23 protein-coding genes are annotated in these 23,867 nt (G+C 35.8%); 2 read left to right on the plus strand and 21 right to left on the minus strand.

Annotated features, from left to right (window positions below):
- Window positions 1-53: 53 nt before the first annotated feature.
- The 4 genes from thrB to yutH form a co-directional block, all read right to left on the minus strand.
- Complete coding sequence (thrB, locus tag QQZ16_RS13455) at window positions 54-971, minus strand: homoserine kinase (RefSeq protein ID WP_048718484.1); 918 nt, start codon at window positions 969-971, stop codon at window positions 54-56.
- On the minus strand, window positions 968-2,029 hold the full coding sequence (gene thrC, locus QQZ16_RS13460; RefSeq protein WP_048718486.1) for a threonine synthase: 1,062 nt from the start codon (window positions 2,027-2,029) through the stop codon (window positions 968-970). The genes thrB and thrC overlap by 4 nt, the downstream gene beginning before the upstream one ends.
- Complete coding sequence (locus QQZ16_RS13465) at window positions 2,029-3,324, minus strand: homoserine dehydrogenase (RefSeq protein WP_235248099.1); 1,296 nt, start codon at window positions 3,322-3,324, stop codon at window positions 2,029-2,031. Before QQZ16_RS13465 ends, thrC begins: the two co-directional genes overlap by 1 nt.
- Window positions 3,325-3,736: 412 nt before the next feature.
- Window positions 3,737-4,738: a spore coat putative kinase YutH gene (gene yutH / locus QQZ16_RS13470; protein ID WP_235248106.1), complete on the minus strand. Its 1,002-nt coding sequence runs from the start codon at window positions 4,736-4,738 to the stop codon at window positions 3,737-3,739.
- A 191-nt stretch (window positions 4,739-4,929) separates the two neighbouring features.
- Between yutH and QQZ16_RS13475 the strand changes: the two genes are divergently transcribed.
- A complete protein-coding gene (locus tag QQZ16_RS13475) occupies window positions 4,930-5,421 on the plus strand; it encodes a phosphatidylglycerophosphatase A family protein (RefSeq protein ID WP_031536302.1) in 492 nt (163 codons plus the stop codon).
- An 84-nt stretch (window positions 5,422-5,505) separates the two neighbouring features.
- Here QQZ16_RS13475 and QQZ16_RS13480 read toward each other — a convergent pair whose 3' ends face one another.
- The 5 genes from QQZ16_RS13480 to lipA all read right to left on the minus strand — a co-directional run bounded on the left by QQZ16_RS13480 (window position 5,506) and on the right by lipA (window position 9,900).
- A complete protein-coding gene (locus tag QQZ16_RS13480; RefSeq protein ID WP_235248115.1) occupies window positions 5,506-6,282 on the minus strand; it encodes a TIGR01457 family HAD-type hydrolase in 777 nt (258 codons plus the stop codon).
- A gap of 39 nt (window positions 6,283-6,321) precedes the next feature.
- Window positions 6,322-6,759: a DUF86 domain-containing protein gene (locus QQZ16_RS13485; RefSeq protein WP_235248117.1), complete on the minus strand. Its 438-nt coding sequence runs from the start codon at window positions 6,757-6,759 to the stop codon at window positions 6,322-6,324.
- Between the two features lie 24 nt (window positions 6,760-6,783).
- Entirely contained in the window at window positions 6,784-8,082 is a 1,299-nt protein-coding gene (locus QQZ16_RS13490) for an EAL domain-containing protein (RefSeq protein WP_235248125.1), read from the minus strand.
- Between the two features lie 346 nt (window positions 8,083-8,428).
- Window positions 8,429-8,701 carry a YutD family protein gene (locus QQZ16_RS13495; protein ID WP_031536307.1) on the minus strand — a complete coding sequence of 91 codons (273 nt, stop codon included), beginning with the start codon at window positions 8,699-8,701 and terminating at the stop codon, window positions 8,429-8,431.
- 284 nt (window positions 8,702-8,985) lie between these two features.
- Complete coding sequence (gene lipA / locus QQZ16_RS13500; protein WP_235248127.1) at window positions 8,986-9,900, minus strand: lipoyl synthase; 915 nt, start codon at window positions 9,898-9,900, stop codon at window positions 8,986-8,988.
- Window positions 9,901-10,159: 259 nt separating this feature from the next.
- On the opposite strand from lipA, the gene QQZ16_RS13505 reads away from it, so the two are divergent.
- Window positions 10,160-11,140: a M23 family metallopeptidase gene (locus tag QQZ16_RS13505; RefSeq protein ID WP_235248407.1), complete on the plus strand. Its 981-nt coding sequence runs from the start codon at window positions 10,160-10,162 to the stop codon at window positions 11,138-11,140.
- A 73-nt stretch (window positions 11,141-11,213) separates the two neighbouring features.
- On the opposite strand, the gene QQZ16_RS13510 is transcribed toward QQZ16_RS13505, so the two are convergent.
- The 12 genes from QQZ16_RS13510 to sufC all read right to left on the minus strand — a co-directional run bounded on the left by QQZ16_RS13510 (window position 11,214) and on the right by sufC (window position 23,674).
- Window positions 11,214-12,308: an HD-GYP domain-containing protein gene (locus tag QQZ16_RS13510; protein WP_235248129.1), complete on the minus strand. Its 1,095-nt coding sequence runs from the start codon at window positions 12,306-12,308 to the stop codon at window positions 11,214-11,216.
- A 163-nt stretch (window positions 12,309-12,471) separates the two neighbouring features.
- Entirely contained in the window at window positions 12,472-12,774 is a 303-nt protein-coding gene (locus QQZ16_RS13515; protein WP_031536311.1) for a YunC family protein, read from the minus strand.
- A gap of 111 nt (window positions 12,775-12,885) precedes the next feature.
- The gene (locus QQZ16_RS13520) at window positions 12,886-14,244 is read right to left on the minus strand and encodes a bifunctional metallophosphatase/5'-nucleotidase (protein ID WP_235248131.1); all 1,359 of its coding nucleotides are present in this window, start codon (window positions 14,242-14,244) and stop codon (window positions 12,886-12,888) included.
- 89 nt (window positions 14,245-14,333) lie between these two features.
- Window positions 14,334-15,179 carry a DUF72 domain-containing protein gene (locus QQZ16_RS13525; RefSeq protein ID WP_235248133.1) on the minus strand — a complete coding sequence of 282 codons (846 nt, stop codon included), beginning with the start codon at window positions 15,177-15,179 and terminating at the stop codon, window positions 14,334-14,336.
- 588 nt (window positions 15,180-15,767) lie between these two features.
- Window positions 15,768-16,772, minus strand: coding sequence for a sugar kinase (locus QQZ16_RS13530; protein ID WP_235248135.1), 1,005 nt, complete (start codon window positions 16,770-16,772; stop codon window positions 15,768-15,770).
- 2 nt (window positions 16,773-16,774) lie between these two features.
- Window positions 16,775-17,422 carry a bifunctional 4-hydroxy-2-oxoglutarate aldolase/2-dehydro-3-deoxy-phosphogluconate aldolase gene (locus QQZ16_RS13535; RefSeq protein WP_031536318.1) on the minus strand — a complete coding sequence of 216 codons (648 nt, stop codon included), beginning with the start codon at window positions 17,420-17,422 and terminating at the stop codon, window positions 16,775-16,777.
- Window positions 17,423-17,545: 123 nt separating this feature from the next.
- Window positions 17,546-18,304 (minus strand): IclR family transcriptional regulator, encoded by a 759-nt coding sequence (locus QQZ16_RS13540; protein ID WP_031536319.1) that lies wholly within the window; start codon window positions 18,302-18,304, stop codon window positions 17,546-17,548.
- A gap of 155 nt (window positions 18,305-18,459) precedes the next feature.
- The gene (sufB, locus tag QQZ16_RS13545) at window positions 18,460-19,857 is read right to left on the minus strand and encodes a Fe-S cluster assembly protein SufB (protein ID WP_031536328.1); all 1,398 of its coding nucleotides are present in this window, start codon (window positions 19,855-19,857) and stop codon (window positions 18,460-18,462) included.
- Between the two features lie 48 nt (window positions 19,858-19,905).
- Complete coding sequence (gene sufU, locus QQZ16_RS13550) at window positions 19,906-20,334, minus strand: Fe-S cluster assembly sulfur transfer protein SufU (RefSeq protein ID WP_235248142.1); 429 nt, start codon at window positions 20,332-20,334, stop codon at window positions 19,906-19,908.
- A complete protein-coding gene (locus tag QQZ16_RS13555) occupies window positions 20,324-21,553 on the minus strand; it encodes a cysteine desulfurase (RefSeq protein ID WP_031536330.1) in 1,230 nt (409 codons plus the stop codon). The genes sufU and QQZ16_RS13555 overlap by 11 nt, the downstream gene beginning before the upstream one ends.
- Window positions 21,553-22,860, minus strand: coding sequence for a Fe-S cluster assembly protein SufD (gene sufD, locus QQZ16_RS13560; protein ID WP_251628074.1), 1,308 nt, complete (start codon window positions 22,858-22,860; stop codon window positions 21,553-21,555). Before sufD ends, QQZ16_RS13555 begins: the two co-directional genes overlap by 1 nt.
- A gap of 19 nt (window positions 22,861-22,879) precedes the next feature.
- Window positions 22,880-23,674: a Fe-S cluster assembly ATPase SufC gene (gene sufC, locus QQZ16_RS13565; protein ID WP_031536333.1), complete on the minus strand. Its 795-nt coding sequence runs from the start codon at window positions 23,672-23,674 to the stop codon at window positions 22,880-22,882.
- Between the last annotated feature and the right edge of the window lie 193 nt (window positions 23,675-23,867).

Raw genomic sequence — 23,867 nt, forward strand, 5'->3', positions numbered from 1 at the left:
AGCAAGAGGATGCAGTAAGCTGCATCCTCTTTTCTTTTGCTTACATTATTTTATTAAGCATCTGTTACAATAGCCCCGGTACAAAGACTGCCTTCCTTGTCTATTTCCAATGGCAGAAAGCACATTTCAGGTAATAACGGGGTTAAACCCTCAATTAAAGCATTCATTTCTCCAGGTCTTACAAAGCATAGCACAGTCGGCCCTGCACCGCTTAGAGCAACACCATAAGCACCAAGCTCATAGGCTTGCTCCTCCAATATTTGCAAATGTGGAACAAGTTCTTTTCTATAAGGCTGATGGTACTTGTCCTTCTTCATCATCTTCCCTGCAAGCTCTAGATTACCTGACAACAGGGCTGCAACTAGTAAATTAGATATTGCACCTGCAGAAACAGCTTCGCCGAAAGATAGAGTACTCGGCAATACGCCCCGTGAAGATTTTGTTAACAGTTCTTCCTCTGGAATAACCGCCAACACTTCCAAATCGATGGAGTGGATCGTTTCTGCATCTACTTCTTCCCCTAATTGACACCCTATTACTAAACCACCAAAAAGGCTTGCTCCTACATTATCTGGATGTCCTTCCATTTTAGATGCAATTTCAAACTTTTCTTGTTTCGTCAAGCGTAAGTCTCCAACTTGATCCGCAAGTTCAATTCCCGCTACAATGGCCGATGCGCTCGATCCTAAGCCCCTTGCTAGAGGGATATTACTAGCAACTTTAATCTCGCAGGGTGAAAGAATAGTTTGAAATGATTCTGCAACCTCGATAGCTGTTTTAACAATGAAATTTCTTTCATCTTGAGGAAATTCCTTTAGTTCATCCGTTAACGGAATAACCTCCCAACAATCACTTCGGACTACTTCTAATGTTAGATATAAATTTAACGCTAAGCCAATACTATCAAAGCCTGGGCCTAAGTTAGCCGTACTTGCTGGCACTTTAATAAATAGCATTTCGCCTTCGTTCATATATGAACGACTCCTTTGATATGGTTCGCAACAGCCTTCTCATCATTTGGTAGAACTACTGGTTTTATTGGACTAACATCAATAGCTGTATTTGGATCCTTTAAGCCATTTCCTGTAAGAATAGCGACAATTTTACTTCCTTTTGGAATTTTTCCACTTTGAATATGCTTATACACACCAGCAATGGATGCACAGGAACCTGGCTCAGCAAACACACCTTCTTTAGCTGCTATTGTACGATAAGCAGCTACTATTTCTTCATCTGTTACTTCATCAATAATCCCCTTTGATTCTTGCTGTGCTTGAACAGCTAACTTCCAGCTTGCCGGATTACCAATGCGAATCGCGGTAGCAATTGTTTCTGGATTTTCAAAAACACGGTTATGAACAATCGCGGCCGCTCCTGCTGCCTCGAAGCCATGAATTTTCGGAAGCCCTGTTTGCTTTACTTGATGATATTCTTTAAATCCTTTCCAATATGCACTAATATTCCCTGCGTTTCCAACTGGGATTGCCAATATGTCTGGAGCTCCTCCCAATTGATCACACACTTCAAAGGCTGCCGTTTTTTGACCTTCTAAACGATATGGATTAACAGAATTCACTAGTGCAACCGGCTCTGTTTCACTAATTTTTCGAACCATTTGTAAGGCTTGGTCAAAATTCCCTTCAATAGCGATAATTTCTGCACCATACATTACCGCTTGCGCAAGTTTACCCATCGCGATTTTCCCTTCAGGAATAACTACGATACAACGCATTCCTGCACGAGTAGCATATGCTGCAGCTGCTGCCGATGTATTACCAGTAGAAGCACAGATTACTGTTGAGTTACCTTCTTCTTTAGCCTTTGCAACAGCCATTACCATTCCTCTGTCTTTAAAAGACCCAGTAGGATTCGTTCCTTCTGTTTTAACATAAAGCTCTACGCCCCACTCTTCCGACAACTTATCTAGCTTAATTAATGGCGTATTTCCTTCATTTAATGTTAACATCGGTGTTGATTCATTTATTGGCAAATATTCTTTATATTCTTCTAAAAGGCCTTTCCATCTCATTACTTTGTACCTCCCTCAACTCGGTATGAACTTTTGACTGTTCGGACAGATCTTAAATCCCTTAATTCTAATAATATATTTTCATAGTTTAATAAAGAAGCATGATGTGTAACTAGGACGATTTCCGCCAGCCCTTTTTCCTTCACTGGTAATTGGAGAATCTTCTCAAAACTGACTCCATGTTGAGAGAAGATGGAGGTAATTTCTGCAAATACACCAACCTCATCCTCTACTTGCAGACGCAAGAAATACTTTGAAAATCTTTCATCTGGATCTTTTAACTTCTTTTTAAATTGTGGAGCAATTGCTCCCTTTCCGTTTACACCCAATCTCATATTTTTTAAGACATTAACTAAATCCGACACAACTGCTGTTGCAGTAGGTAAGCTTCCAGCACCTGGACCATAAAACATCGTTTCTCCTACAGCTTCTCCATAAACATAAACAGCGTTATATTCATTATTAACAGATGCTAATGGGTGACTGTCTACGATAAAGGTCGGCTGTACACTTACTTCGACTTTTTCTTCCTGCCTTTGAGCGATACCAATGAGCTTCATTGTGTATCCCAACTGCTTTCCATACTGAATATCTTCATCTGTTACATTGGTAATTCCTTCTACCTTCACATCTTCTAATCCTATATTCATGGAAAAGCCTAGAGTAGCTAAAATCGTCATTTTTCTAGCAGCGTCCAATCCTTCTACATCTGAGGTTGGATCACTTTCTGCGAAACCTAATTTTTGTGCTTCTAATAAGACATCACTATATGGTCTTTGCTGTTGACTCATTTTCGTTAGAATAAAATTAGTTGTACCGTTCACGATTCCCATCATTTTGATGATTCGATCAGAAGCTAATCCATCAACTAATCCCCTTAGTATAGGAATTCCCCCAGCAACACTGGCTTCATAAAATAAGTCACAATTATTCTGGGAAGCTGCCTGCAAAAGCGCTGCTCCATGTACAGCCATTAAATCTTTATTTGCTGTGACTACTTGCTTTTTATTTCTTAGTGCCTTGAGCAAGATGTTCTTTGTATCTTCTATCCCACCCATTACTTCAATTACCACATCTATTTCAGGATCATCCAAAATATCATTTGCTTCCACTGTTAGGAGGATGTCTTTTACCTCTACATCTCTCTCTTTATTGATATTTTTGACTAGAATTTTTTTTACTTTCACCGGACAGCCAACCTGATGCATAATTTTATCCTGATGATTTTCGATAATTTTCACAACGCCCGATCCAACAGTTCCTAATCCGAGTAGTCCAATTGAGATTGTCTCCATCTGCTTCCTCCCGTTGATGTTCTTTTTACGAGAACAACTGTCTTTGTATAGTAGACATTATAGTGTTTGATTCCTTTTTTTACAAGGGGTGTTTAACATTCTTTTGAAAATTTATATTTTTTTTATAAGAATGATTAACTAAATTTTCTCCCTAAAAAAGGAAACAACCGCTCGTTTACTTATTTAATCTATTATAAAGGAATTTAATGCAATACTAAAAGGAAAATTATAAATTTTATGTATTTTTAGATTTCAGCATAAGATTACATTTTCGATGTATTCCTCTGTAACGTTTGCTCTTCCTATTCAGGCAACGTTTGCACATAGCTACTGTTTTCTCGATAGTAAAAAAAGACCCCATTAAATGTGGCGTACAGCCACGTTAATAAGGTCTTATTATCACATTGTCTGTTTATAACCAAGTAACAATCGGTATCTTCATTGTTTTTACAGGAACTTCTGTGTTTTGATAAAATTCCTTGAGAAATATTTCTAAGTCTCTTGATTGATTGAGCATTTTCTTTAGCCTTTCTTCTAGAAACAATCGATCTGCTTCATGTGTAGCAGAATAGTAATTTTCCACACATTCTACATAATGAATGGGAAATAACAATCTTGCATAAATTAGTCTCCATGCAAAAGAGCTTAGCGGCATAACACTTTGATATTCCTCATAAAATGTTTTTACTTCTCTATGATATGTTTTAATATTTCTAAAATAACGGTCTCTTGTCCATTCCGCAAGATCTCTTCCACAATGATCAAAAACCCAATCAAATGGATTTTTAATATAATATTCCCCTGCCCACGTATCCTTTGTAAAACGATTATAGCAAATCGTTCCACTATCCACTGCATTGGGATCATCATCTAGCTCTGTATCGACAAGATACTGGATTGCATTCTCAGCAATTCCCATATAATATGGAAAAGATTCTAGAAACAACTTATCGAATTCACTTTCCGGTTCTTTATATAACATACCATTCCAAAAACCTTCCATCTGATCCATTCTTTGTTCCCACATGCTCTTCCATTGGCCCATCCTGCTAATTTTTTGCACACCAAATTGCACCGTTCTTCCTCTAAAATGAAACTTTCCGAGCTTTCTTCCCAACTGACGCGAACGAAAAGGCCGCAACCGATTATTCATTATCACACAATAATGCTGTTCATCTATTTCTGTATATTTCTCTCCTTCTTTTGACTCTAAAATCATGCTAACATGATGGTCTCCAGTTTGGTATATATGTGCTGCTATTTGGTCTCTTTCTGCCAGCTCATCTTCCTCTACCCTTCCAACTGGAACGAGTGTATATAGCTTTCCTTCATTAATACAGGCTTCATAATGCCCAATTCTCGTTTCTTCTTCTACTTCAATCCCATATTTTGCAGATAAAATATTACGAATCATGCTTCCCCCTCCTATCCTCTCTTTTAGGAGTATATGATGTTGTATGTAAAAACTTGTTAAGTGGATTAAATTAATGAATATCAGACTTTAAGGAAACAATAGGGGAGTATAGGAACATTTATCGACTTTCATGCATATAATAATAAACACTGTGACTACATAGTGAATAAACAAAAGAAAAGGTGAAGTTCATGTCATTAAAAGACCTAACAGAAAAAACAGCAAGAAAGTGGTTACATGAACGTGGAGTTAACATAGAGGATATTGCGAAGCTTGTATATATATTACAAGAGAAATATCATAATGATTTAAAAATGGATGACTGTATTCATAATGTGGAACGTGTCCTGTCAAAACGCGAGGTACAAAACGCTATAATTACAGGGATACAATTAGATGTGTTAGCAGAAAAAAAACTATTAGAATCTCCACTTCAAGAAATTGTAGAAACAGATGAAGGACTTTATGGAGTGGATGAGGTACTTGCATTTTCTATTGTTAATGTGTATGGCTCGATCGGATTTACGAATTATGGATATGTCGATAAATTAAAGCCAGGTATTTTACAAAGGCTTAATGATAAGAGCACTGGAGAGTGTCATACTTTTTTAGATGACATTGTAGGTGCCATTGCAGCAGCAGCTTCCAGCAGACTAGCTCACCGTGCAAAAGGGGAAGAATAAGGCTAAAACAGCTGAATAAGGACATTTCGAAACAAGTAAACAATAAGTATACTTTGTTTGCGAAGCGTCCTCTTTTTAACCTAATTATTTTTTTACATCCCAATCCATTAAGCTATCTACCGTATAAGTTGGCTGGATGGAGTAGTCACCTAATTGTTCTTTGGTAGTTACACCTGTATGGACTAAAAGTGTATCCATATTTGCATTCATTCCTGCCATTATATCTGTTTGATAATTATCTCCTACCATCAAAACATCTTCTTTAGGCATGTTCAGTAATTTGATTGCTTGGTCAATTATAATGGATTCTGGTTTTCCTATCACGATTGGCTGTTGTTGTGTACTCACTGTGATTACAGATGTAACAGCACCATTACCTGGCAATAATCCCCGTTCAGTTGGCAAAGCAGTGTCACCATTTGTACTCACAAATTTTGCTCCATTGCGTACAGCCAGACAAGCTATCGTCAGTTTTTCATAGGTAATCTTCTGGTCAAGTCCAGCAACTACATAATCGACATTTTCAGAAGTCTCAACAAGCTTTAAGCCTTTTTCAATTAAAGCTTGTTGAAGCCCTACTTCACCAATCATAAATACGCTGGCTTCTGAAGCCCTTTCCGCAATATAATTTGCTGATGCCATTGCAGAGGTAAATACCTCACTTGCTTTTGCTGGTATATCGAATTCCCGTAGCTTCTGTGCTACCTGTTCTGGCGTTTTTGTTGAATTGTTTGTGACATATAAATAAGGGATTCTTGCGGCAATTAATCGTTTGACAAATTCAGCAGCCTCTGTAATCACTTCTGTACCACGATACATTGTGCCATCTAAATCGATTAAATATCCTTTATAAGCTTTCATTTATCCAAAATCCTTTCTAATGATACATTTTCATATACATTAATTTTTAAATGCAGACACAGGACCGAGTTCATGAATTAAGTAATCCTTCACAGACGGGATAAACGATTTTATCGAATTCATATTTTGTGCAAATGCAGCAGCCAATTTCTGATGATTGATATCTGTATAATGGTGTACAAGCTGTTTTCTCCACAGAATAAGCTCTTTCATGTCTTCTGCTATTCCTGTAGTAATTACTTTTTCATCTGTTAATATATCTACAATATCATCATAGCTTCCAGGGTCTCTCATAATAAAACCGTCAATCATACTATTTCCCACATCCAAAATTACTTCAATCATTAAATGTGTAATTCTTTCCAATGCCACTTTTTCCAAAAAAGTATTCCAAGTATCCTGATTTTCAAATTGACGGATAAGTTCCTGATAATAGCGTAATTGTTCATCTATTTTTTCTCGGTCTACAAAATACATAATTGCGACTTCTCCTTCCGTGCCTTATGAGATTTGTAAGTGATCACTTAAGCTAGTTGGCCTGGCATAGAAATATCCTTGAGCTAAATCAACTTTATTCTTTGATAAAACAGAGGCTTCTTCTGCACTTTCGATGCCTTCTGCAACAACAACTGAACCTACTTCTTTAGCGATGAGAAGCAGCCCTTTTAGCATTGATTCTTTCACTGAATTTTTATCAATATTCTGGATAACAGACCGGTCAATTTTTATAATATCTGGCATAATTTCACTTATAGAATGAAGGCTTGCATAGCCTGCTCCTGTATCATCTACCGCGATTAAAAAACCAAGCATTCTTAACACTTTCAGATTATTAGAAAAATGCTCTAAACCTTCAAATGAATCTCTCTCCGTAATCTCAATCGTTATTTTTTTGGGGGAAATCCCTTTAAATCGACGGATAACATTTTTAATATCTTTAATAAATCTTGGATTGCCTATTGTAACAGGTGTAAAGTTAATAAAGATATTGTGCCTCCATTTTGTATGCTGAATTTGTTCAAAAGCTTTTTCCAGAACAATCATTTCAAGATCATACAAGAATTTTGTTTGCCTTGCTAAGGAGAACAATTGAAGAGGATTTTCTAATGCCGTTCCTTTTGGTCCTCTTGTCAGCATTTCACAGGCATGAATTTTATTTGTTTCTACATCCATAATTGGCTGGGCTAATAAACAAATACGCTTATGGGCGACAATATCGCTTAATTCATGGACTAATTTATTGAATTCTGTATCAGATCTTTTATGTGCCATTGCAAGCGCTAATTCATAAGCCGTTTGAATGGCATCCTGAAGATAAGTATATTTTTTCTCGATAAACATATACCCAGAATTAAATACAGGTTGAACCCTCCCTGTTTCTCGAAAAACTCTTTCAACATTATGTATAATACTTTTTATTAGATCATCCAGGAGTGGTAGGCATTCCGTTCCTTGCTTCCATTTAATAAACATTGTCAGGCTATTTGGGCTGAAATCATGAATAGCCATAAATTCATTTGAAATATCCAATGATTGAATCGTTGCACGAAAAGACTTTTTTAGAAACCGAATATACTCTAAAAAATCCCGCACTTCTAATTGTTGCTTGATTCTATGTAAATTTATTATATCAATTACAACAACGGTCACCTCATATCCATTCTTCATTGCTTTCTCTACTTGATGAATAATAGGGTCTCGTAAAACAAATGAGGGTGGAAAATACTTTATACATTTTGCTGGTAACAATAATTTCCCCCAATTGAATAACCTTGAATATATATTTTCTTGATATTTCATAGCTCCATTCCTCTCAAAAGCCAACTTTTCCTGTTACAAATAAGCATTTTACATCTCTTGCGATGGACTTTTCCTTTACTTTTTGTGCTTACAATTCAAGCAATTACTTGCAAAAAGCAGCACTTAGGAATTTTTTAAATGTAGAGTAGAAAAACATTAAAGGTTTACCTTACTTGTAAGAAACGGTTTATAGATATAGATTTATTTAAAAAATCAAGTAGCTTATGCCAAGTTACAATAATAAAAGCTATATCCTATTAAAACACCGCTTCAAAACAGACCCATTTCTCATTTTTTTCAGAATGGAAGCTCCTTCTTCAAGCATAATCGGAAGGATTGCTAAATACTATTTCGTTTTTTTCACTACAAAATATGCACAGCCAAAATTACAATATTCATACAAATACTCTGTTAATGTACTTATTTTTGTGTCAAAGCTTGATTTTTGATTATTGTCATCAAAGAAACCACGTAGTCTTAATTGTCCATAGCCCCAATCTCCGACAATATAGTCGTATTTTGATAATATATCACTAAATCTATTTTTAAACGCTTCTTCATTAAAACCTGATTTTCTTTCTTCAATCAGTTCATAACAATTGTTATTAATACAAACCAATCGTATCACCTCAAAACCTATATGGATTTCATATATATAGTCTAATCATAATATTACCCACTTTCATTATAACCTTAGGAAGGATATTTACATAGCAAAAGCAATAATTTCTTCCTATAAAAAACAGAATTTTATATTTTTTATGTTTTAATCATTTTGGCGAATCGTGATTTATGTAATATAAATAATTCCATTAAATATATAGGGGTACACTTAGGATCCATGAAAAACTCAAAAATTTTTTCCGCTTAGACAACAAAAAAGACCCCCAGAAGGGATCTTTTTTAAGCTTCTTTTGCATGTTCAGCCATTTGTTGATTCTTTTTCGCTTCATTCACTTGCTCATCTGCATGATAAGAAGAACGAACTAATGGTCCTGCTTCACAATGGCTAAATCCTTTACTTAATGCAATTTCTTTCAATTCTTTAAATTCATCTGGATGATAATATTTTTGCACTTTTAAATGCTTGGCAGTTGGTTGCAAATACTGCCCTATTGTCATAATATCAACGTTATTTTCTCTGAGATCATCCATCGTTGCAACAATTTCTTCTTTTGTTTCTCCTAAACCGATCATAATACTAGATTTAGTCGGTATAGTAGGCTGCATTTCCTTTGCTCTGCGTAAAAATTCAAGGGAACGATGGTATTTTGCTCTTGCACGTACTCTAGGGGTTAATCTTTCTACTGTTTCAATATTATGGTTCAAGATATCAGGTTTAGCATCCATTAACATACGTAGGTTTTCTTCTACGCCTCCCATATCGGAAGGTAGTACTTCAATGCTGGTGAATGGATTTTTTCTGCGAATGGCGCGAACCGTTTCTGCAAAAACAGCTGCACCGCCGTCTTTTAAATCATCTCTTGCAACAGCAGTAATGACGACATGCTTTAAATTCATCGTAAAAACAGAATCAGCAACTCTTTCAGGCTCTTGCCAATCTAGTTCTGTCGGTAAGCCTGTTTTTACTGCACAAAAACGACAAGCTCTTGTGCAAGTATCTCCTAGAATCATAAATGTCGCTGTTCTTCTTACAGCCCAACATTCATGGATATTTGGACATTTTGCTTCCTCACAAACTGTATGTAGTTGTTTTTCCTTCATCATTTTTTTCAAACCTGTATAATTTTCATTCGTATTCAACTTAATTTTCAACCATTCAGGCTTGCGTAAATATTCTTGTTTTTTCTCTGACACCATATTCATCTCCTAGTAAAATAATTTTCATCATTTACCTAAAAACAGTATTGTATAACAATATCCAATCAGAAAACTTTGTAATGTTACACATAATAGAAGGAATTCCCCACTTCATTTGTCACTTTAACATAATGCAAATACCTCTACAAGTTATTGATTATAAAGATTACCATTAATTGATAATTATTTTTTTCCTATTACTTCACAAAATATAACGACAGAATATGAAGGGAGGGATTATCTTTTGCGCAGGTTCATGTTTTTAATCATTATACTTATGTTTTTACTACCTAACACTGTCACATACGCGACTGAAAAAACGAATGATCCTTATACGAAACGAATGGAACTGTATAACAAAGTCGAAGCGTTGTATCAAATACCTTGGTATTATATAGCGGCTGTCGATCAATATGAGAGAAATATTCGCTCCGCAAGAAAAGATATCCCAAAAGCAGAAGGTCTTACTGGGATTTATTTTACAAAAGAAAAATGGGCAGGCATTATCAATCCAAATTCCGATGATACCAATCCTTTAACCATTCCTTTATTTGGAGGACTGGGAGCAGATGGTAATGGAGATGGAAAGGCAGATCGATTTAATGATGAAGATATCCTCTCCGCATTCTCTAATTATATAAGCCAATACGGAGTGGATGAGGATAACTTTAGAATCGGTTTATGGAATTACTATAAAAGAGATAAAACAGTAAGTATCATAATGGGAAAAGCTGCAATATATAAACATTTTGGAAGATTAAATTTGGATGATCACGCCTTCCCTCTTCCGTTAAGAAGTAATCATAGCTACCGAAGTACTTGGGGGGATGCACGCGGCTGGGGAGGAAAACGTATCCATGAAGGAACCGACATTTTTGCAGACTATGGTGTCCCTGTGAAAGCGACTTCCTATGGTATTGTCGAAATGAAAGGTTGGAATAATTATGGTGGATGGCGAATTGGCATAAGAGATATTAACAATAACTATCATTATTTTGCCCATTTAAGTGGATTTTCTAAAGATATAAAAGCAGGTATGATAGTCGAACCAGGTATGCTAATCGGAGGGGTTGGGAGTTCAGGATATGGACCACCAGGAACGTCAGGAAAATTCCCGCCACATCTGCATTATGGAATCTATAAAGATAATGGATATACAGAATGGTCTTTTGATCCGTATGCTCACTTACGATTATGGGAAAGACAAGAACAGATAAGAGCACGAAATAAAAAATAAAAAATAAAAATTTCGTTAAGTTCGCTGGCGATAAGATGAATTTGCTCATTCTTATCGCCATTATTGGTGCAGTCTATAATGGGTGATGAATCGTATCACATTCCGTTATGAGAATAGAAAAATCTTCTTTTAAATCTAAATCGTAAGGAGTGATTTCTTTACCATCATGTTCAATTATTCGAATAATCGGTCTTTCATTCATTCCTTTATTTTGTTTGCAGACAATTCCTTTTTCTCCATTACTTAGCTTTACACTTAATCCATTTGGATAAAGAACAATTGCCCTTCTAAAAGCTTCGACAATTTTCGCGTCATACAGTTGACTCGAGCCAGTATATAAAATTTCTAGTGCTTCATGTGGTAATAGGGCATCATGATAAACACGATTTGATGTTATTGCATCAAATACATCTGCAACAGCAATTATTTTCCCGAATAAGTGTATGTCTTCTTCTATCAAACCCCTAGGATAACCAGTTCCATTCAAACGCTCATGATGCTGATAAGCACAATGAGCAACTAATAACGGAAGAGCCTGGACATTTCTTAGGATTTCAAATCCTGCCTCTGCATGGCTCTTTACTATTTCATATTCCTCTTCTGTCAATTTTCCTGGTTTCATTAAAATCTCTAAAGGAATGCTCATTTTACCAATATCATGCAAAATAGCCCCTAATCCGATAATTTCCATCTGCTTAGGAGAAAGTTTTAATTCTAAACCTAATGCCAATGTATAAATGGTAACATTTAAGCTATGTGAAAAAATATAATTATCATACAAATATACATCTGACATAATAGAATATAGATCTTCATTATTCTTTAACTCTGCTAGTACTTTTCCAACTAGCTTTTTAAAAATAGGAGTGTTTTTTTCCATTACCATTGATACATTGGAAGAATCTGTCTGTTTAATGGCCTGAAAACTATTCTCAATCGTTTTCATCGCTTCCATCTTAACTTGATCTGAAATTGCAGCATTTACTTCTATATCCTTTGTATGCTTATCCTCCAAATATACGTAGCTGACGCCAAAATCAAGCAGCCTTTTAATAATTCTATCCTCTAGTCGCACCCCACTATTTACTAACACCTTTCCACGATCATTTAAAATGGGCTTTGCTAAGATGGCACCTTCTTGTATATTTTTCGTCCCAACTAATTTCATGCTTTAATGGCTCCTAATTATTTTTGTATATAATTATTATATCGTACAATTCCTCTTGTTTCTTTAGACCTATTGAAAATAAAAAGAAAATTATTCCTTATAGAAAGAAAGCTTAACGAAAATAAAATTCCCCATTCGTTAAGCTTTCTGTACACTTATATTATTAAATCATTTTCAGTAACGCTTCTTTGCCTATCATGCCTTTATGAATTCCATAAGTCTCCGCTTCTACTGTAACTGATTCCAAAGGCGCCTCTAGTAATTGCTCAATCGTTCTAACTCCAACTGCTCTTCCAGCAATTATCTTTCTGTCCTTTAGCTTATCATTTAACAATCCTATATCTAGCGCACCGCACATGATATACCCCTTATCATTTTTCACTGCAAGCAAGGTAGTTTTAGGCAATAGTACTGAGACCGCAATAAAAGTATGTCCATTGATATCAACAGGATACACATCAATCATAATACTTTGTGCTCACTCCTCTCTTTACCTTCATGGTAATTATATTCAAAAGAGGAGGAATCTGTGTTAGTTAAATTCTTGCATTTCAAAATTCCACAAAAAAATAGCTCCTTATGCTTTTATCCTATTTCGCAACCTTTCTGCAAGTATATTACGCATAAATTCAGGAAGAAAATAGTCTTTCTTTGCAGCTCGATAAATAGATGGAAAGAAATTACCAAACGTCAACATATCTGGCACTGTAATGACATAGTTCTGATCTGCTAGTATTTCTTTAGATTGTATAAAATATCTAACTCTTTCTCCACTTTTTTCTTCTGTAATTCCCGCTGAAATCATTTTCCCCATTAAAGTCCCTCTAAAGCCGAGACCTTTCACCTGCAACGTCTCCCATTTTTCTGCTTTCATATCAAGCAAAATTTCCTTTAATTCAGCTCCTGTTAAGGTAACATTACATGGATTAATCGGATGTGGACAAATGGATAATAAATCAAAGAAAGTAACATCCCCTGGCTGTAAGCCATTTAGTATTAATCCTTCATTAAGGATGGCGCAATCAGAATGACACCATGAGACTAATTTTTCACAGAGCATTTTCGCAAGAACTTCACGAGAATAGTACTCATCAATGGTAACAGCTTTTTCTGATAAAGCTTGTTTCCCTTGCAAGTAATAATCTTCAATGATGGCTTCTTCCTCGTTCGCTATCGGCAATTTACTTGTTTCATATAATATTGCCTTTTTATCCATTACTTTCTTTAAATCATCAATCTTTATTTCAATATGGCCTACATAATAGCCATACTTTCCGGCAGCACCTTGGAGATTATTATTCATTATTTTTCCTTGATGAAAAATATGGTGTGTATGTGCACCCAAAATAACATCTATTTCTGGAAAATTTGTTGCTATCATCTCATCATCATTTATTCCTAAATGGGATAACAATATAATGATGTCTACCTGTCCTCTAAGCTCTTCTATTTGCTTAGATAGTTCTTGCATGGGTTCTGTCAACTTCCATCCTAAAAGCTCATATAATTGTTCAAAATATGCAGTAATGCCAACTACACCAATTTTTGTTCCTTTTGCGGTAGTATATATTTGATGAGGGATAGCCCATGCTGGTCGTTCTCCGTTCTTCTTATAAAGGTTTGCAACAATTATATCGAATAAGGCACCATCATATAAATGATCTAATGCCTCATATGGCAAGGTAATCCCTTCATTGTTCCCAATTGTCACTGCATCATAGCGCTCTTTATTTAATAGCTCTGTATTAATTCTACCTTTCGTCGCTTCAGTATAAGGATGAGACAAATCCAAATGGTCGCCTATATCAAATAAATAAACAGCTTCGCCAGCCTCTTCATGCCATTTTTTTCTTTCACGCAGCAATTCATAAATTCTTGGCCAATTTTCAAAATGGCTATGTAAATCATTGGTATGATATATGTGGATGACCTCCATCTTCTCGCCTTCCTTGTGTTTGTATTTTCTCTATTTTAAAGGTAATTATTTACCAAGGATATTATCCTTCTTCTTATTTCTTAACTATTTTAAAATAAATCTAATTGTCTTGGAGCTAAATCCGTATATTCTATATTTAGTAATTCAATAAGTTCTTTGCCGTTGTCAGCAGCATCTCCACCAGAGTTATTATTAAAAAGAACATAAACATTTTTACATTCCTTTTCAAGCTGACTAATATTTTCGACCCATTCTTTTAATTCCATCGTATTATAGCGATATAAATAGCGAACCTCTCGCCAATTTGGATTGTTATTTTGTTGCCATCCATAGTAATTTCTACCATGAAGACGAATTAGCACCTTTTCCTCACCAACAGCCTTTAACACAGTAGGAACAGACCCTGGCATTACTTGTGGCTCATCACAAATACTATGAATCCAATTCTCTTCTCTCATAAACTGAAGCGTACTTTTCCGATACTTTTCATCAAACCATGATTGATGTCGAAATTCAAGGGCGCATTGTATATCACCCATTTTCTTCTTACAAGCTCTTAAGTATTGGACATTTTCCTTTGTACAATCAAACCATGGTGGAAATTGAAATAATACCATAGCAAGTTTTCCTGCTTTTATATAAGGAACTAAGGAGTCAATAAACGCAAAAAACATTTCTTCATGGGAAGAAAATGGAATGTCCCCGCGGTTATGTCCTGTCATTCCTTGATATGCCTTTACTATAAATTGAAAGGATTCTGGTGTTTTCCGTACCCAAGATTCTGCGTTGCGCACTGGTTGCACGGCATAAAAAGAAGCATCTACTTCCACTGTCGGAAAATAACCAGCATACTCCACTAATTTATTCTGCGATGAAGTATTTTTTCCATAAAGACTTGTATGGTCTCCCCATCCAGTTAAACCAATATGAATCAATTAAATCACCTCTATGTAAGTCTTTCTCGATGTGGTAGCCACTTCGATTAGACGATAACTGCGCCTTGAAAAAAACAATAAATAATAACAATATCTATTCCTCTACACTAGATATCATATCATAATCACCATAAATAACTAAGTTTAAAGAAATAGAGAAAATACTCTGTGTTATCCAAAGGGGTAAAAAAGCTCGTTTTTATTCAAATATGATTAGTTTATTTTGAATATCCTTCCCTCTATATGTTAGGATTTAGAGATTTCTATAAGGATTTACATTTAAATTGAGGAAAACATATACTATAAAAGGAGTGGAAATAATCGAGATCTTTTCACCATTGCAGAAACAAATTTTATACAATAGACACTGTTAGTTATGGTACTATAAATCAGCAAATGGAACAGTTTTCATTTGAGGATAATTATTGAAATATGTAAAAATACAATTATATTGCCATTATAAAAAATCCTGGTGAGAACCTTCACCAAGATTTTTTAATTTGTTTACTACTCATCATTAAATGCTTTATTCTCCTCATACTTAGCCATCACGTGGAAGTTGTGCACATTTTGCATTTTAAAATACTTCTATCGATTTATTTTTCCAGATCCAGCTAATAAAAAGCTCGTTACTTCTTGTTCGCTAAATTGATTACAATCACCATAAATAGTATGTTTTAAAGCAGATGCAGCTGTAGCAAAATTAATAATCTCCTGAGGAGCGTTTTGGACTAATATTCCATGAAGAACGCCTCCCGCAAAAGCATCTCCTCCGCCTACTCTATCAACAATGGGATTAATTAGATGTTTTTGAGATTCATAGTAGCTATCGTTCTTCCATAGTGTTCCTATTAATTCATTGCTACTAGCGGAAAGCACGTTTCTTTTCGTAGAATATAAAATAGAAATATTCGGAAACTTCTTCTGTATCTCTTGATAGTAGTAGGCTAATTCATTCTCATCGCCAGTGTATTCAGTGATTCCCAAAAGATAGATTGCATCAAGCTTGCCTGCGGAACAATAATCTACATGTGGCAAAATTTCTGAAATCGTCTCTCCTGCTTCTTTTTGGGACCATAATTTCCCACGATAGTTTATATCAAAGCTGATTTTGCAGCCAGCGTCTTTTGCCGCTTTAATAAGGGTTATTGTTATTTTTTTCCAATCAGAGGATAATGCAGGGGTAATTCCTGAGATATGAAAGATATCAACATTGCTAAATAGCTCTTCCATTTGCCACTCACTTTCCGTCATTTCAGCAAAACTTGACCCTGCGCGGTCATAAATGACATTTGCCGCTCTTTCACCAATTCCAGCTTCTACATAATAAGTACCTAACCGAGATCCTCCTTTTAAAAGAAAATCAGTATGTACTCTATAGCGATTTAAATGCTTTTCTACTCCTTCTCCTAAGCCATTTTCTGGAGTTTTACTAGCAAAATAGACATCGTGACCAAAATTGGCAAGTGAAATTGCGACATTTGCTTCTCCTCCGCCATAGTGAGCATGAAGACTATCAGCCTGAGCAATGCGAACTCCAGAATTCGTTGAAAGACGAAGCATGATTTCACCTAATGTGACTACTTTTCCCATCTTTATGCTCCTTTAATTTGATGAAATTTATCCATATATTGACTAGCAATCTCTGTAACTTTGTCAAATTCTCCATTTGCCACAGGTGCTAATAGATTTCCTCCAACTCCAACTGCTACTACCCCTGCTTTAAACCACTCTTCCATGTTTTCCAAGCTTACTCCACCTGTTGGCATAATATTAACTTGCGGCATCGGCGCTTTAAATGCGGATACAATACTTGGACCGTAAGCGCTACCTGGGAATAGCTTGATAATATCTACTCCTGCTTTTAATGCCTCTTTCATTTCTGTAATGGTTAAACACCCTGGAAGATATGGTGTTTGATAAAGATTACATAATTCTGCAGTTTCTTTATCAAAGTTTGGGCTAACAATATATTCTGCTCCAGCCATGATAGCTAAACGAGCAGTTACTAAGTCCAATACAGTCCCTGCACCAATGACAATGTCAGAATTATCCTTATACAACTCTACTAATTCACTAATCGCTTTATCTGCATTAGGAACAGTAAAAGTTAATTCGATTCCCTTCATGCCACCCTGAACTACTGCGCTGCTTGCCTGCACAGCCTCTTCCTTGCTATTACCTCTAACTACCGCAATTACCCCAGCATTTTTTAAGCGTTGTAATGTTTCCACTCTTTTCATTCCGCTCACTCTTTTCTTATTTAGAAATTTAAATTTATTATTAAGAAACCTCAATTTGATTATACATACTTTTTCGAAAAATGTAAACGCTAGTCATAAAATATAAAAAATCGCCGAAACGATTTAATGAGCCACAGCTTGAATTACCTCATTTTTCGTTTCGACGATTGCCTTAATTATTTGCCTTTTAAAGTCTTCGGTGAGCCTATATTTCGGCATACTTACACTAAAAGCCCCAATGATTTCCCCATCTTTTTTTAAGGAAGCTCCAATACAGAAAATATCCTTCTCCATTTCTTCATCATCAAAGGCAATACCAGTCTCTCTCACTTTCTGTAGCTCGGAAGCCAGTTTTAAAGAGTTCGTTATTGTATGCTCTGTAAATGGAACTAATGGAGTTTCTTTTATATATTGTGAATAATCCTCTTCATCAAATTCTGCCAGAACGGCTTTTCCCATTGCTGAACTGTATAAAGGTCTTGTTATCCCTACCCTTGATGACATTCTTATTGTCTGATGTTTAGCCTCTAATTTGTTTACATATAAAATTTCATTGTCTGCGAGTACACCTAAATGAATGGTTTCATCAATTAACTTTTGCAGTTTTTCTAAATAAGGTAAAGTTAACTCTACTAAATCCAGTTGATCCACACCTTGATTGGCATAGCGAATAAGTTTGGATCCTAATCGATAATTTTTATTTTTATCCCTGCTAACAAAGCCAATTAACAATAAAGTGTCCAATATTTTTAAAGTAGTAGAAGTGGTCATTTCTGTGTTTTGAGCAATACTTTGCAAAGTTTGATTTGGATTTTCTGAAAGATAATCCATAATTTTTGCAGCCCTTAATAGGACTGTCCCATAAGGTTTTGTTTTCTCCATCATACACCCTCTTTTCCAATAAAGAAATTATATAGGAAAAGAGGATAAAATTAAAGTGGTCTGAACCAAATATTTATAATTCCGTTGCCTCTTCAACATCCTAGCATAAAAAAGAAGACGAACTTCGAAAAGTTCGCCTCCTATCTTAAGAAATATTAACCGATAGAACCTTCCATCTCGAACTTGATCAGACGGTTCATTTCAACTGCATATTCCATTGGTAATTCTTTTGTGAATGGCTCGATAAAGCCCATTACGATCATTTCTGTTGCTTCTTCTTCGGAAATGCCTCTACTCATTAGGTAGAATAATTGCTCTTCAGATACTTTCGAAACTTTTGCTTCGTGCTCTAATGAAATATTGTCATTTAAAATTTCATTGTATGGAATAGTATCGGAAGTAGACTTGTTATCCATAATTAATGTGTCACATTCGATATTGGAACGGGCACCATCGGCTTTACGTCCAAAGTGAACAATCCCACGGTATGTTACTTTTCCACCTTGTTTCGAAATAGATTTAGAAACAATCGTAGATGATGTATTTGGAGCTAAGTGAAGCATTTTTGCTCCAGCATCTTGGTGTTGTCCTTTACCAGCAAGAGCGATAGATAAAGTCATTCCTCTTGCGCCTTCCCCTCTTAAGATAACAGCAGGGTATTTCATCGTTAATTTAGAACCAATATTTCCATCGATCCATTCCATTGTAGCATTCGCATCACAAACAGCACGCTTTGTAACTAAATTGTATACGTTATTTGCCCAGTTTTGAATCGTCGTATAACGGCAATATGCATCTTTTTTAATAATGATTTCAACAACCGCACTATGAAGAGAGTTAGTTGTGTATACTGGTGCTGTACATCCTTCAACGTAATGCACACTTGCACCCTCATCCACGATGATTAACGTTCTTTCAAATTGTCCCATATTTTCAGAGTTAATACGGAAGTACGCTTGTAATGGCGTATCCACTTTAATTCCTTTTGGAACATAAATGAAAGATCCACCAGACCATACTGCTGAGTTTAAGGCAGCAAACTTATTATCTGTGGCTGGGATAACTGTTGCCCAATGCTCACGGAAAATATCTTCATTTTCTCTTAATGCAGAATCCGTATCTTTGAAAACAATCCCCATTTTCTCAAGATCTTCTTGCATATTATGGTAAACAACCTCTGATTCATACTGAGCAGACACACCAGCTAAGTATTTTTGCTCTGCTTCTGGAATACCAAGCTTATCAAATGTTTGTTTGATTTCATCTGGTACTTCATCCCAAGATCTTTCTGTCTTCTCTGATGGTTTTACATAATACGTAATTTCATCAAAGTTTAAAGCAGATAGATCGCCACCCCATTGTGGCATTGGCATTTTATAAAAATGCTCTAATGATTTCAAGCGGAAGTCTAACATCCATTGTGGTTCAGCCTTCATTTTTGAAATTTCTTCAACGATTTCTTTCGTTAATCCACGTTTGGAACGAAAGATAGAAACGTCTTTGTCTGAAAATCCATATTTATAATCCCCAATTTCGGGCATCTTTTTTGCCATTTCATTTTCCTCCATTCTACATGCAACCTTGGTGGTAATCCTACGAATTTAACCTTCGTTTATCCCTTTTTCCATTGCCTTCCAAGCTAGTGTTGCACATTTGATTCTTGCAGGGAATTTACTAACACCTTGAAGTGCTTCAATGTCCCCCAAGTCCATATCATCCGAGTAGTCTTTTCCTTGAATCATCTCAGAGAATGACTCAGACATTTTCAACGCCTGCTCGACTGTCTTTCCTTTAATTGCTTGTGTCATCATGGATGCAGAAGACATGCTAATAGAGCATCCTTCTCCATCAAATTTCGTATCGACGACAACCCCATCTTCCAATTTCATTGTTAGAAGAATGCGGTCCCCACAAGTTGGATTATTCATATTAACGGTCAAGCTACCTTCAAGAACTCCTTTGTTCCGAGGATTTTTATAATGATCCATAATAACACTTCTATAAAGAGAATCTAAATTATTAAAAGACATCGCTAAAATACTCCTTTGTTTTGCCAATCCCTTCCACAAGCTTATCAATATCTTCTTCCGAATTATATAGATAAAAACTTGCACGAGCGGTTGCAGAAACATTTAGCCATTTCATTAATGGTTGTGCACAGTGATGTCCTGCACGTACAGCAATTCCTTCAGCATCCAACACTGTTGCAACATCATGAGGGTGAACATCTTCAATATTAAAAGTGATAACGCCAGCCCGATTATTTGCACTTTGCGGACCATAAATTGTTAAACCGTTAATAGAAGACATTTTCTCTATTGCATAGGCTGCTAATTTATGCTCATGTTCCGTTATATTCTCTAAGCCGATTTCTTCGAGGAAATCAATTGCAGCCCCTAATCCAATAGCACCTGCAATGATTGGCGTCCCTGCTTCAAACTTCCAAGGAAGTTCTTTCCAAGTAGATTCATATAATCCGACAAAATCAATCATTTCCCCACCAAATTCAATTGGCTCCATGTTTTCTAAAAGATGTTTCTTTCCATAAAGTACCCCAATTCCCGTTGGACCACACATTTTATGAGCAGAGAACCCAAGAAAATCACAATCCAAATCTTGCACATCAATTTTTACATGGGGAGCGCCTTGGGCTGCGTCTACTACAAGAACAGCTCCATTTTTATGCGCAATCGCAGCTATTTCTTTTATTGGATTAATAACTCCTAGAACATTAGAAACATAAGCAATAGAAACTAACTTTGTTGCCGGAGTAACTGTTTCTTCCACATCAGCAATCGCTACCGTGCCATCTGCTTGAAGAGGCAAATATTTAAGTGTTGCTCCCGTTTTTTTAGCAACTTGCTGCCATGGAATGATATTACTATGATGTTCCATTGGGGTGATGACTATTTCATCCCCCTCTTTTATATTTTCCATCGCATAGCTTTGTGCAACTGTATTAAGAGCTGTTGTAGTTCCGCGAGTGAAGATAATTTCTTCTATCGAAGAAGCAGAGATAAACTTCCTTACCTTTTCCCTTGCTCCTTCGTAAGCATCCGTCGCTTTTGTCCCTAAGGTATGAACGCCACGGTGAACATTAGAATTATACTCTCGATAGTATTTTTCTAATGTTTCAATTACCTGGACAGGTTTTTGAGAAGTGGCCGCACTATCAAGATAAACCAAAGGATTTCCGTTGACTTCTTGGTTTAAAATCGGAAAGTAAGAACGAATATGTTTACTATCCATTATCTTACTTTCCTTTCAATTACCTCTACTAATTGCTTTTTAACACCTTCAATTGGCAATTGTTCTACAACTGGAGCAAGGAAACCATGAATAACTAATCTTTCTGCTTCATGTTGCGGAATACCACGGCTCATTAAGTAATACAATTGTAAAGGATCAACTCTACCAACAGATGCAGCATGACCTGCAGTTACATCATCTTCGTCAATTAATAGAATTGGGTTCGCATCGCCTCTAGCTTTTTCACTTAACATCAGAACACGAGACTCTTGCTCTGCATTTGCTTTCGTAGCACCATGTTCGATTTTTCCAATACCATTGAAGATAGAAGAAGCTTTATCTTTCATTACACCATGCTTTAAGATATAGCCTTCTGAGCTCTTACCATAATGAACTACTTTTGTTGTAAAGTTTTGCTTTTGATCTCCGCGACCAACTACTACTGATTTTGTGTCACCATATGAGCCATCGCCCATTAGGAATGTGGTATTATCAGAAATTGTATTACCATCATTCATGAAGCCTAATGCCCATTCAATTTTAGCATCACGACCTGCAACACCTCGGCGATTTACATACGTAGTAACACCATGCGCTAAATTATCAACTGCCCCATATTGAACTTTTGCATTTGCGTTAGCAATTACTTCTGTAACAATATTGAACACTGCTTCTTCAGGATCAACGGTAGAAACATAGTTTTCTACATAAACAACAGAACTATTATCTTCTGCTACAACAATAACATGGTTAAAAAGGTTTGCTTCTTTGTCATCATGTAAGAAAATAGATTGAATTGGTTCTTCCACTACTACATTTTTAGGAACATACAAGAATACTCCACCATTTAAAAGAGCCGCATGTAAAGCCGTTAATTTATGCTCATCAACTTTAACAGCATCTTTCATAAAGTATTTTTGCAATAAGTCACTATACTCTCTAGCTGCTGTGAAAATATCAGTAAAAATTACGCCACTTTCTTTTAATTCATTCGAAACAGCTAAGAAAGTTGGACGGTTATTTCTTTGAATATAAAGTGTTTTATTCTTTTCTAAATCGATAAGTGCTTTTACTTGTTCTGGCAAGTCATTTACATCAGAAAAATCTTCACTGCTTACAATGTGTTTTTCAAATTGTGTAAAGTTCCAGTTTTTAATATTTGTTTTATCCGGTCTTGGCATTGGAAGAGAATCTGCTTGTTCTAATGCATTAACACGCAGCTCCGTTAGCCAAGAAGGTTCGTTCATATCTTTCGAAAAAGAGGAAAGATATTCTTGGTCAAATGGTAATTTAATATCCGTTGTCATTGGTCAATCCTCCTAACAATTACGCTTCTTGTTCAACAGTTTCGTCTTCAATACCTAGCTCTTTTTTAATCCAATCATATCCTTCTGCTTCTAGGCGTTGTGCAAGCTCAGGACCGCCAGATTTAACAACACGACCTTGCATCATTACGTGAACGTAATCAGGAGTGATATAATTTAATAAACGTTGGTAGTGAGTAATGATTAAGCAACCAAAATCTTCTTTACGTTCTTCACGCATTTTGTTGATTCCTTTTGAAACAACTTTTAGTGCATCAATGTCTAAGCCAGAATCAATTTCATCTAAAATTGCAATTTTAGGGTTTAACATCATTAATTGAAGAATTTCATTACGTTTCTTCTCTCCACCAGAGAAACCTTCATTTAAATAACGCTGTGCCATATCTGGATCCATTTCTAGATAGTCCATGTTTTCATCCATTTTGCGGATAAACTTCATTAATGAAATCTCATTTCCTTCGCCTAAGCGGCTGTTTAAAGCAGAACGTAAGAAGTCAGCATTTGTTACACCACTTATTTCGCTCGGATATTGCATCGCTAAAAATAGACCTGCACGCGCGCGCTCATCTACTTCCATTTCCAATACATCTTCGTCATCAAGGCTTACTTCACCGCTAGTTACTTCATACTTCGGGTGACCCATGATTGCAGAAGATAAAGTAGATTTACCAGTTCCGTTTGGTCCCATGATTGCGTGAATTTCTCCACCTTTGATTTCTAAGTTAAGACCTTTAATAATTTCTTTTTCTTCGATTGAAACATGTAAATCATTAATGACTAATTTAGGTTGACTCATATTATAATACCTCCATAGTAAAAGAAGTTTTGTTCACAAAATTGTCGAAACTTCATTATCAATTTATTATCATTCTAATCTTATAACAAATAAAAACTGATAGCAACCTATTGCTTCCAGTTCTATAAGGAAAATTCGCATAAAAACAAAATAAATACACTTCATCCACTTATCAATATCTATTTATTCGTTA

Source organism: Bacillus sp. T2.9-1, assembly GCF_950097965.1.
In the GTDB taxonomy this organism is placed as follows: Bacteria; Bacillota; Bacilli; order Bacillales; family Cytobacillaceae; genus Niallia; species Niallia hominis.

Coding starts and splice junctions, on each gene's coding strand:
- QQZ16_RS13465 (WP_235248099.1), bottom strand. CDS start 3,324: ATGGAGACAATCTCAATTGGACTACTCGGATTAGGAACTGTTGGATCG.
- QQZ16_RS13520 (WP_235248131.1), bottom strand. CDS start 14,244: ATGGAGGTCATCCACATATATCATACCAATGATTTACATAGCCATTTT.
- sufC (WP_031536333.1), bottom strand. CDS start 23,674: ATGAGTCAACCTAAATTAGTCATTAATGATTTACATGTTTCAATCGAA.
- QQZ16_RS13535 (WP_031536318.1), bottom strand. CDS start 17,422: ATGAAAAGAGTGGAAACATTACAACGCTTAAAAAATGCTGGGGTAATT.
- QQZ16_RS13555 (WP_031536330.1), bottom strand. CDS start 21,553: ATGGATAGTAAACATATTCGTTCTTACTTTCCGATTTTAAACCAAGAA.
- sufB (WP_031536328.1), bottom strand. CDS start 19,857: ATGGCAAAAAAGATGCCCGAAATTGGGGATTATAAATATGGATTTTCA.
- QQZ16_RS13485 (WP_235248117.1), bottom strand. CDS start 6,759: ATGTATTTTGTAGACCGAGAAAAAATAGATGAACAATTACGCTATTAT.
- QQZ16_RS13515 (WP_031536311.1), bottom strand. CDS start 12,774: ATGATTGATGTGTATCCTGTTGATATCAATGGACATACTTTTATTGCG.
- sufU (WP_235248142.1), bottom strand. CDS start 20,334: ATGTCTTTTAATAATTTAGATTCTCTTTATAGAAGTGTTATTATGGAT.
- QQZ16_RS13505 (WP_235248407.1), top strand. CDS start 10,160: ATGTTTTTAATCATTATACTTATGTTTTTACTACCTAACACTGTCACA.
- QQZ16_RS13490 (WP_235248125.1), bottom strand. CDS start 8,082: ATGAAATATCAAGAAAATATATATTCAAGGTTATTCAATTGGGGGAAA.
- QQZ16_RS13475 (WP_031536302.1), top strand. CDS start 4,930: ATGTCATTAAAAGACCTAACAGAAAAAACAGCAAGAAAGTGGTTACAT.
- yutH (WP_235248106.1), bottom strand. CDS start 4,738: ATGATTCGTAATATTTTATCTGCAAAATATGGGATTGAAGTAGAAGAA.
- thrB (WP_048718484.1), bottom strand. CDS start 971: ATGAACGAAGGCGAAATGCTATTTATTAAAGTGCCAGCAAGTACGGCT.
- QQZ16_RS13480 (WP_235248115.1), bottom strand. CDS start 6,282: ATGAAAGCTTATAAAGGATATTTAATCGATTTAGATGGCACAATGTAT.
- QQZ16_RS13540 (WP_031536319.1), bottom strand. CDS start 18,304: ATGGAGAAAACAAAACCTTATGGGACAGTCCTATTAAGGGCTGCAAAA.
- QQZ16_RS13510 (WP_235248129.1), bottom strand. CDS start 12,308: ATGAAATTAGTTGGGACGAAAAATATACAAGAAGGTGCCATCTTAGCA.
- QQZ16_RS13530 (WP_235248135.1), bottom strand. CDS start 16,772: ATGGGAAAAGTAGTCACATTAGGTGAAATCATGCTTCGTCTTTCAACG.
- thrC (WP_048718486.1), bottom strand. CDS start 2,029: ATGAGATGGAAAGGCCTTTTAGAAGAATATAAAGAATATTTGCCAATA.
- sufD (WP_251628074.1), bottom strand. CDS start 22,860: ATGACAACGGATATTAAATTACCATTTGACCAAGAATATCTTTCCTCT.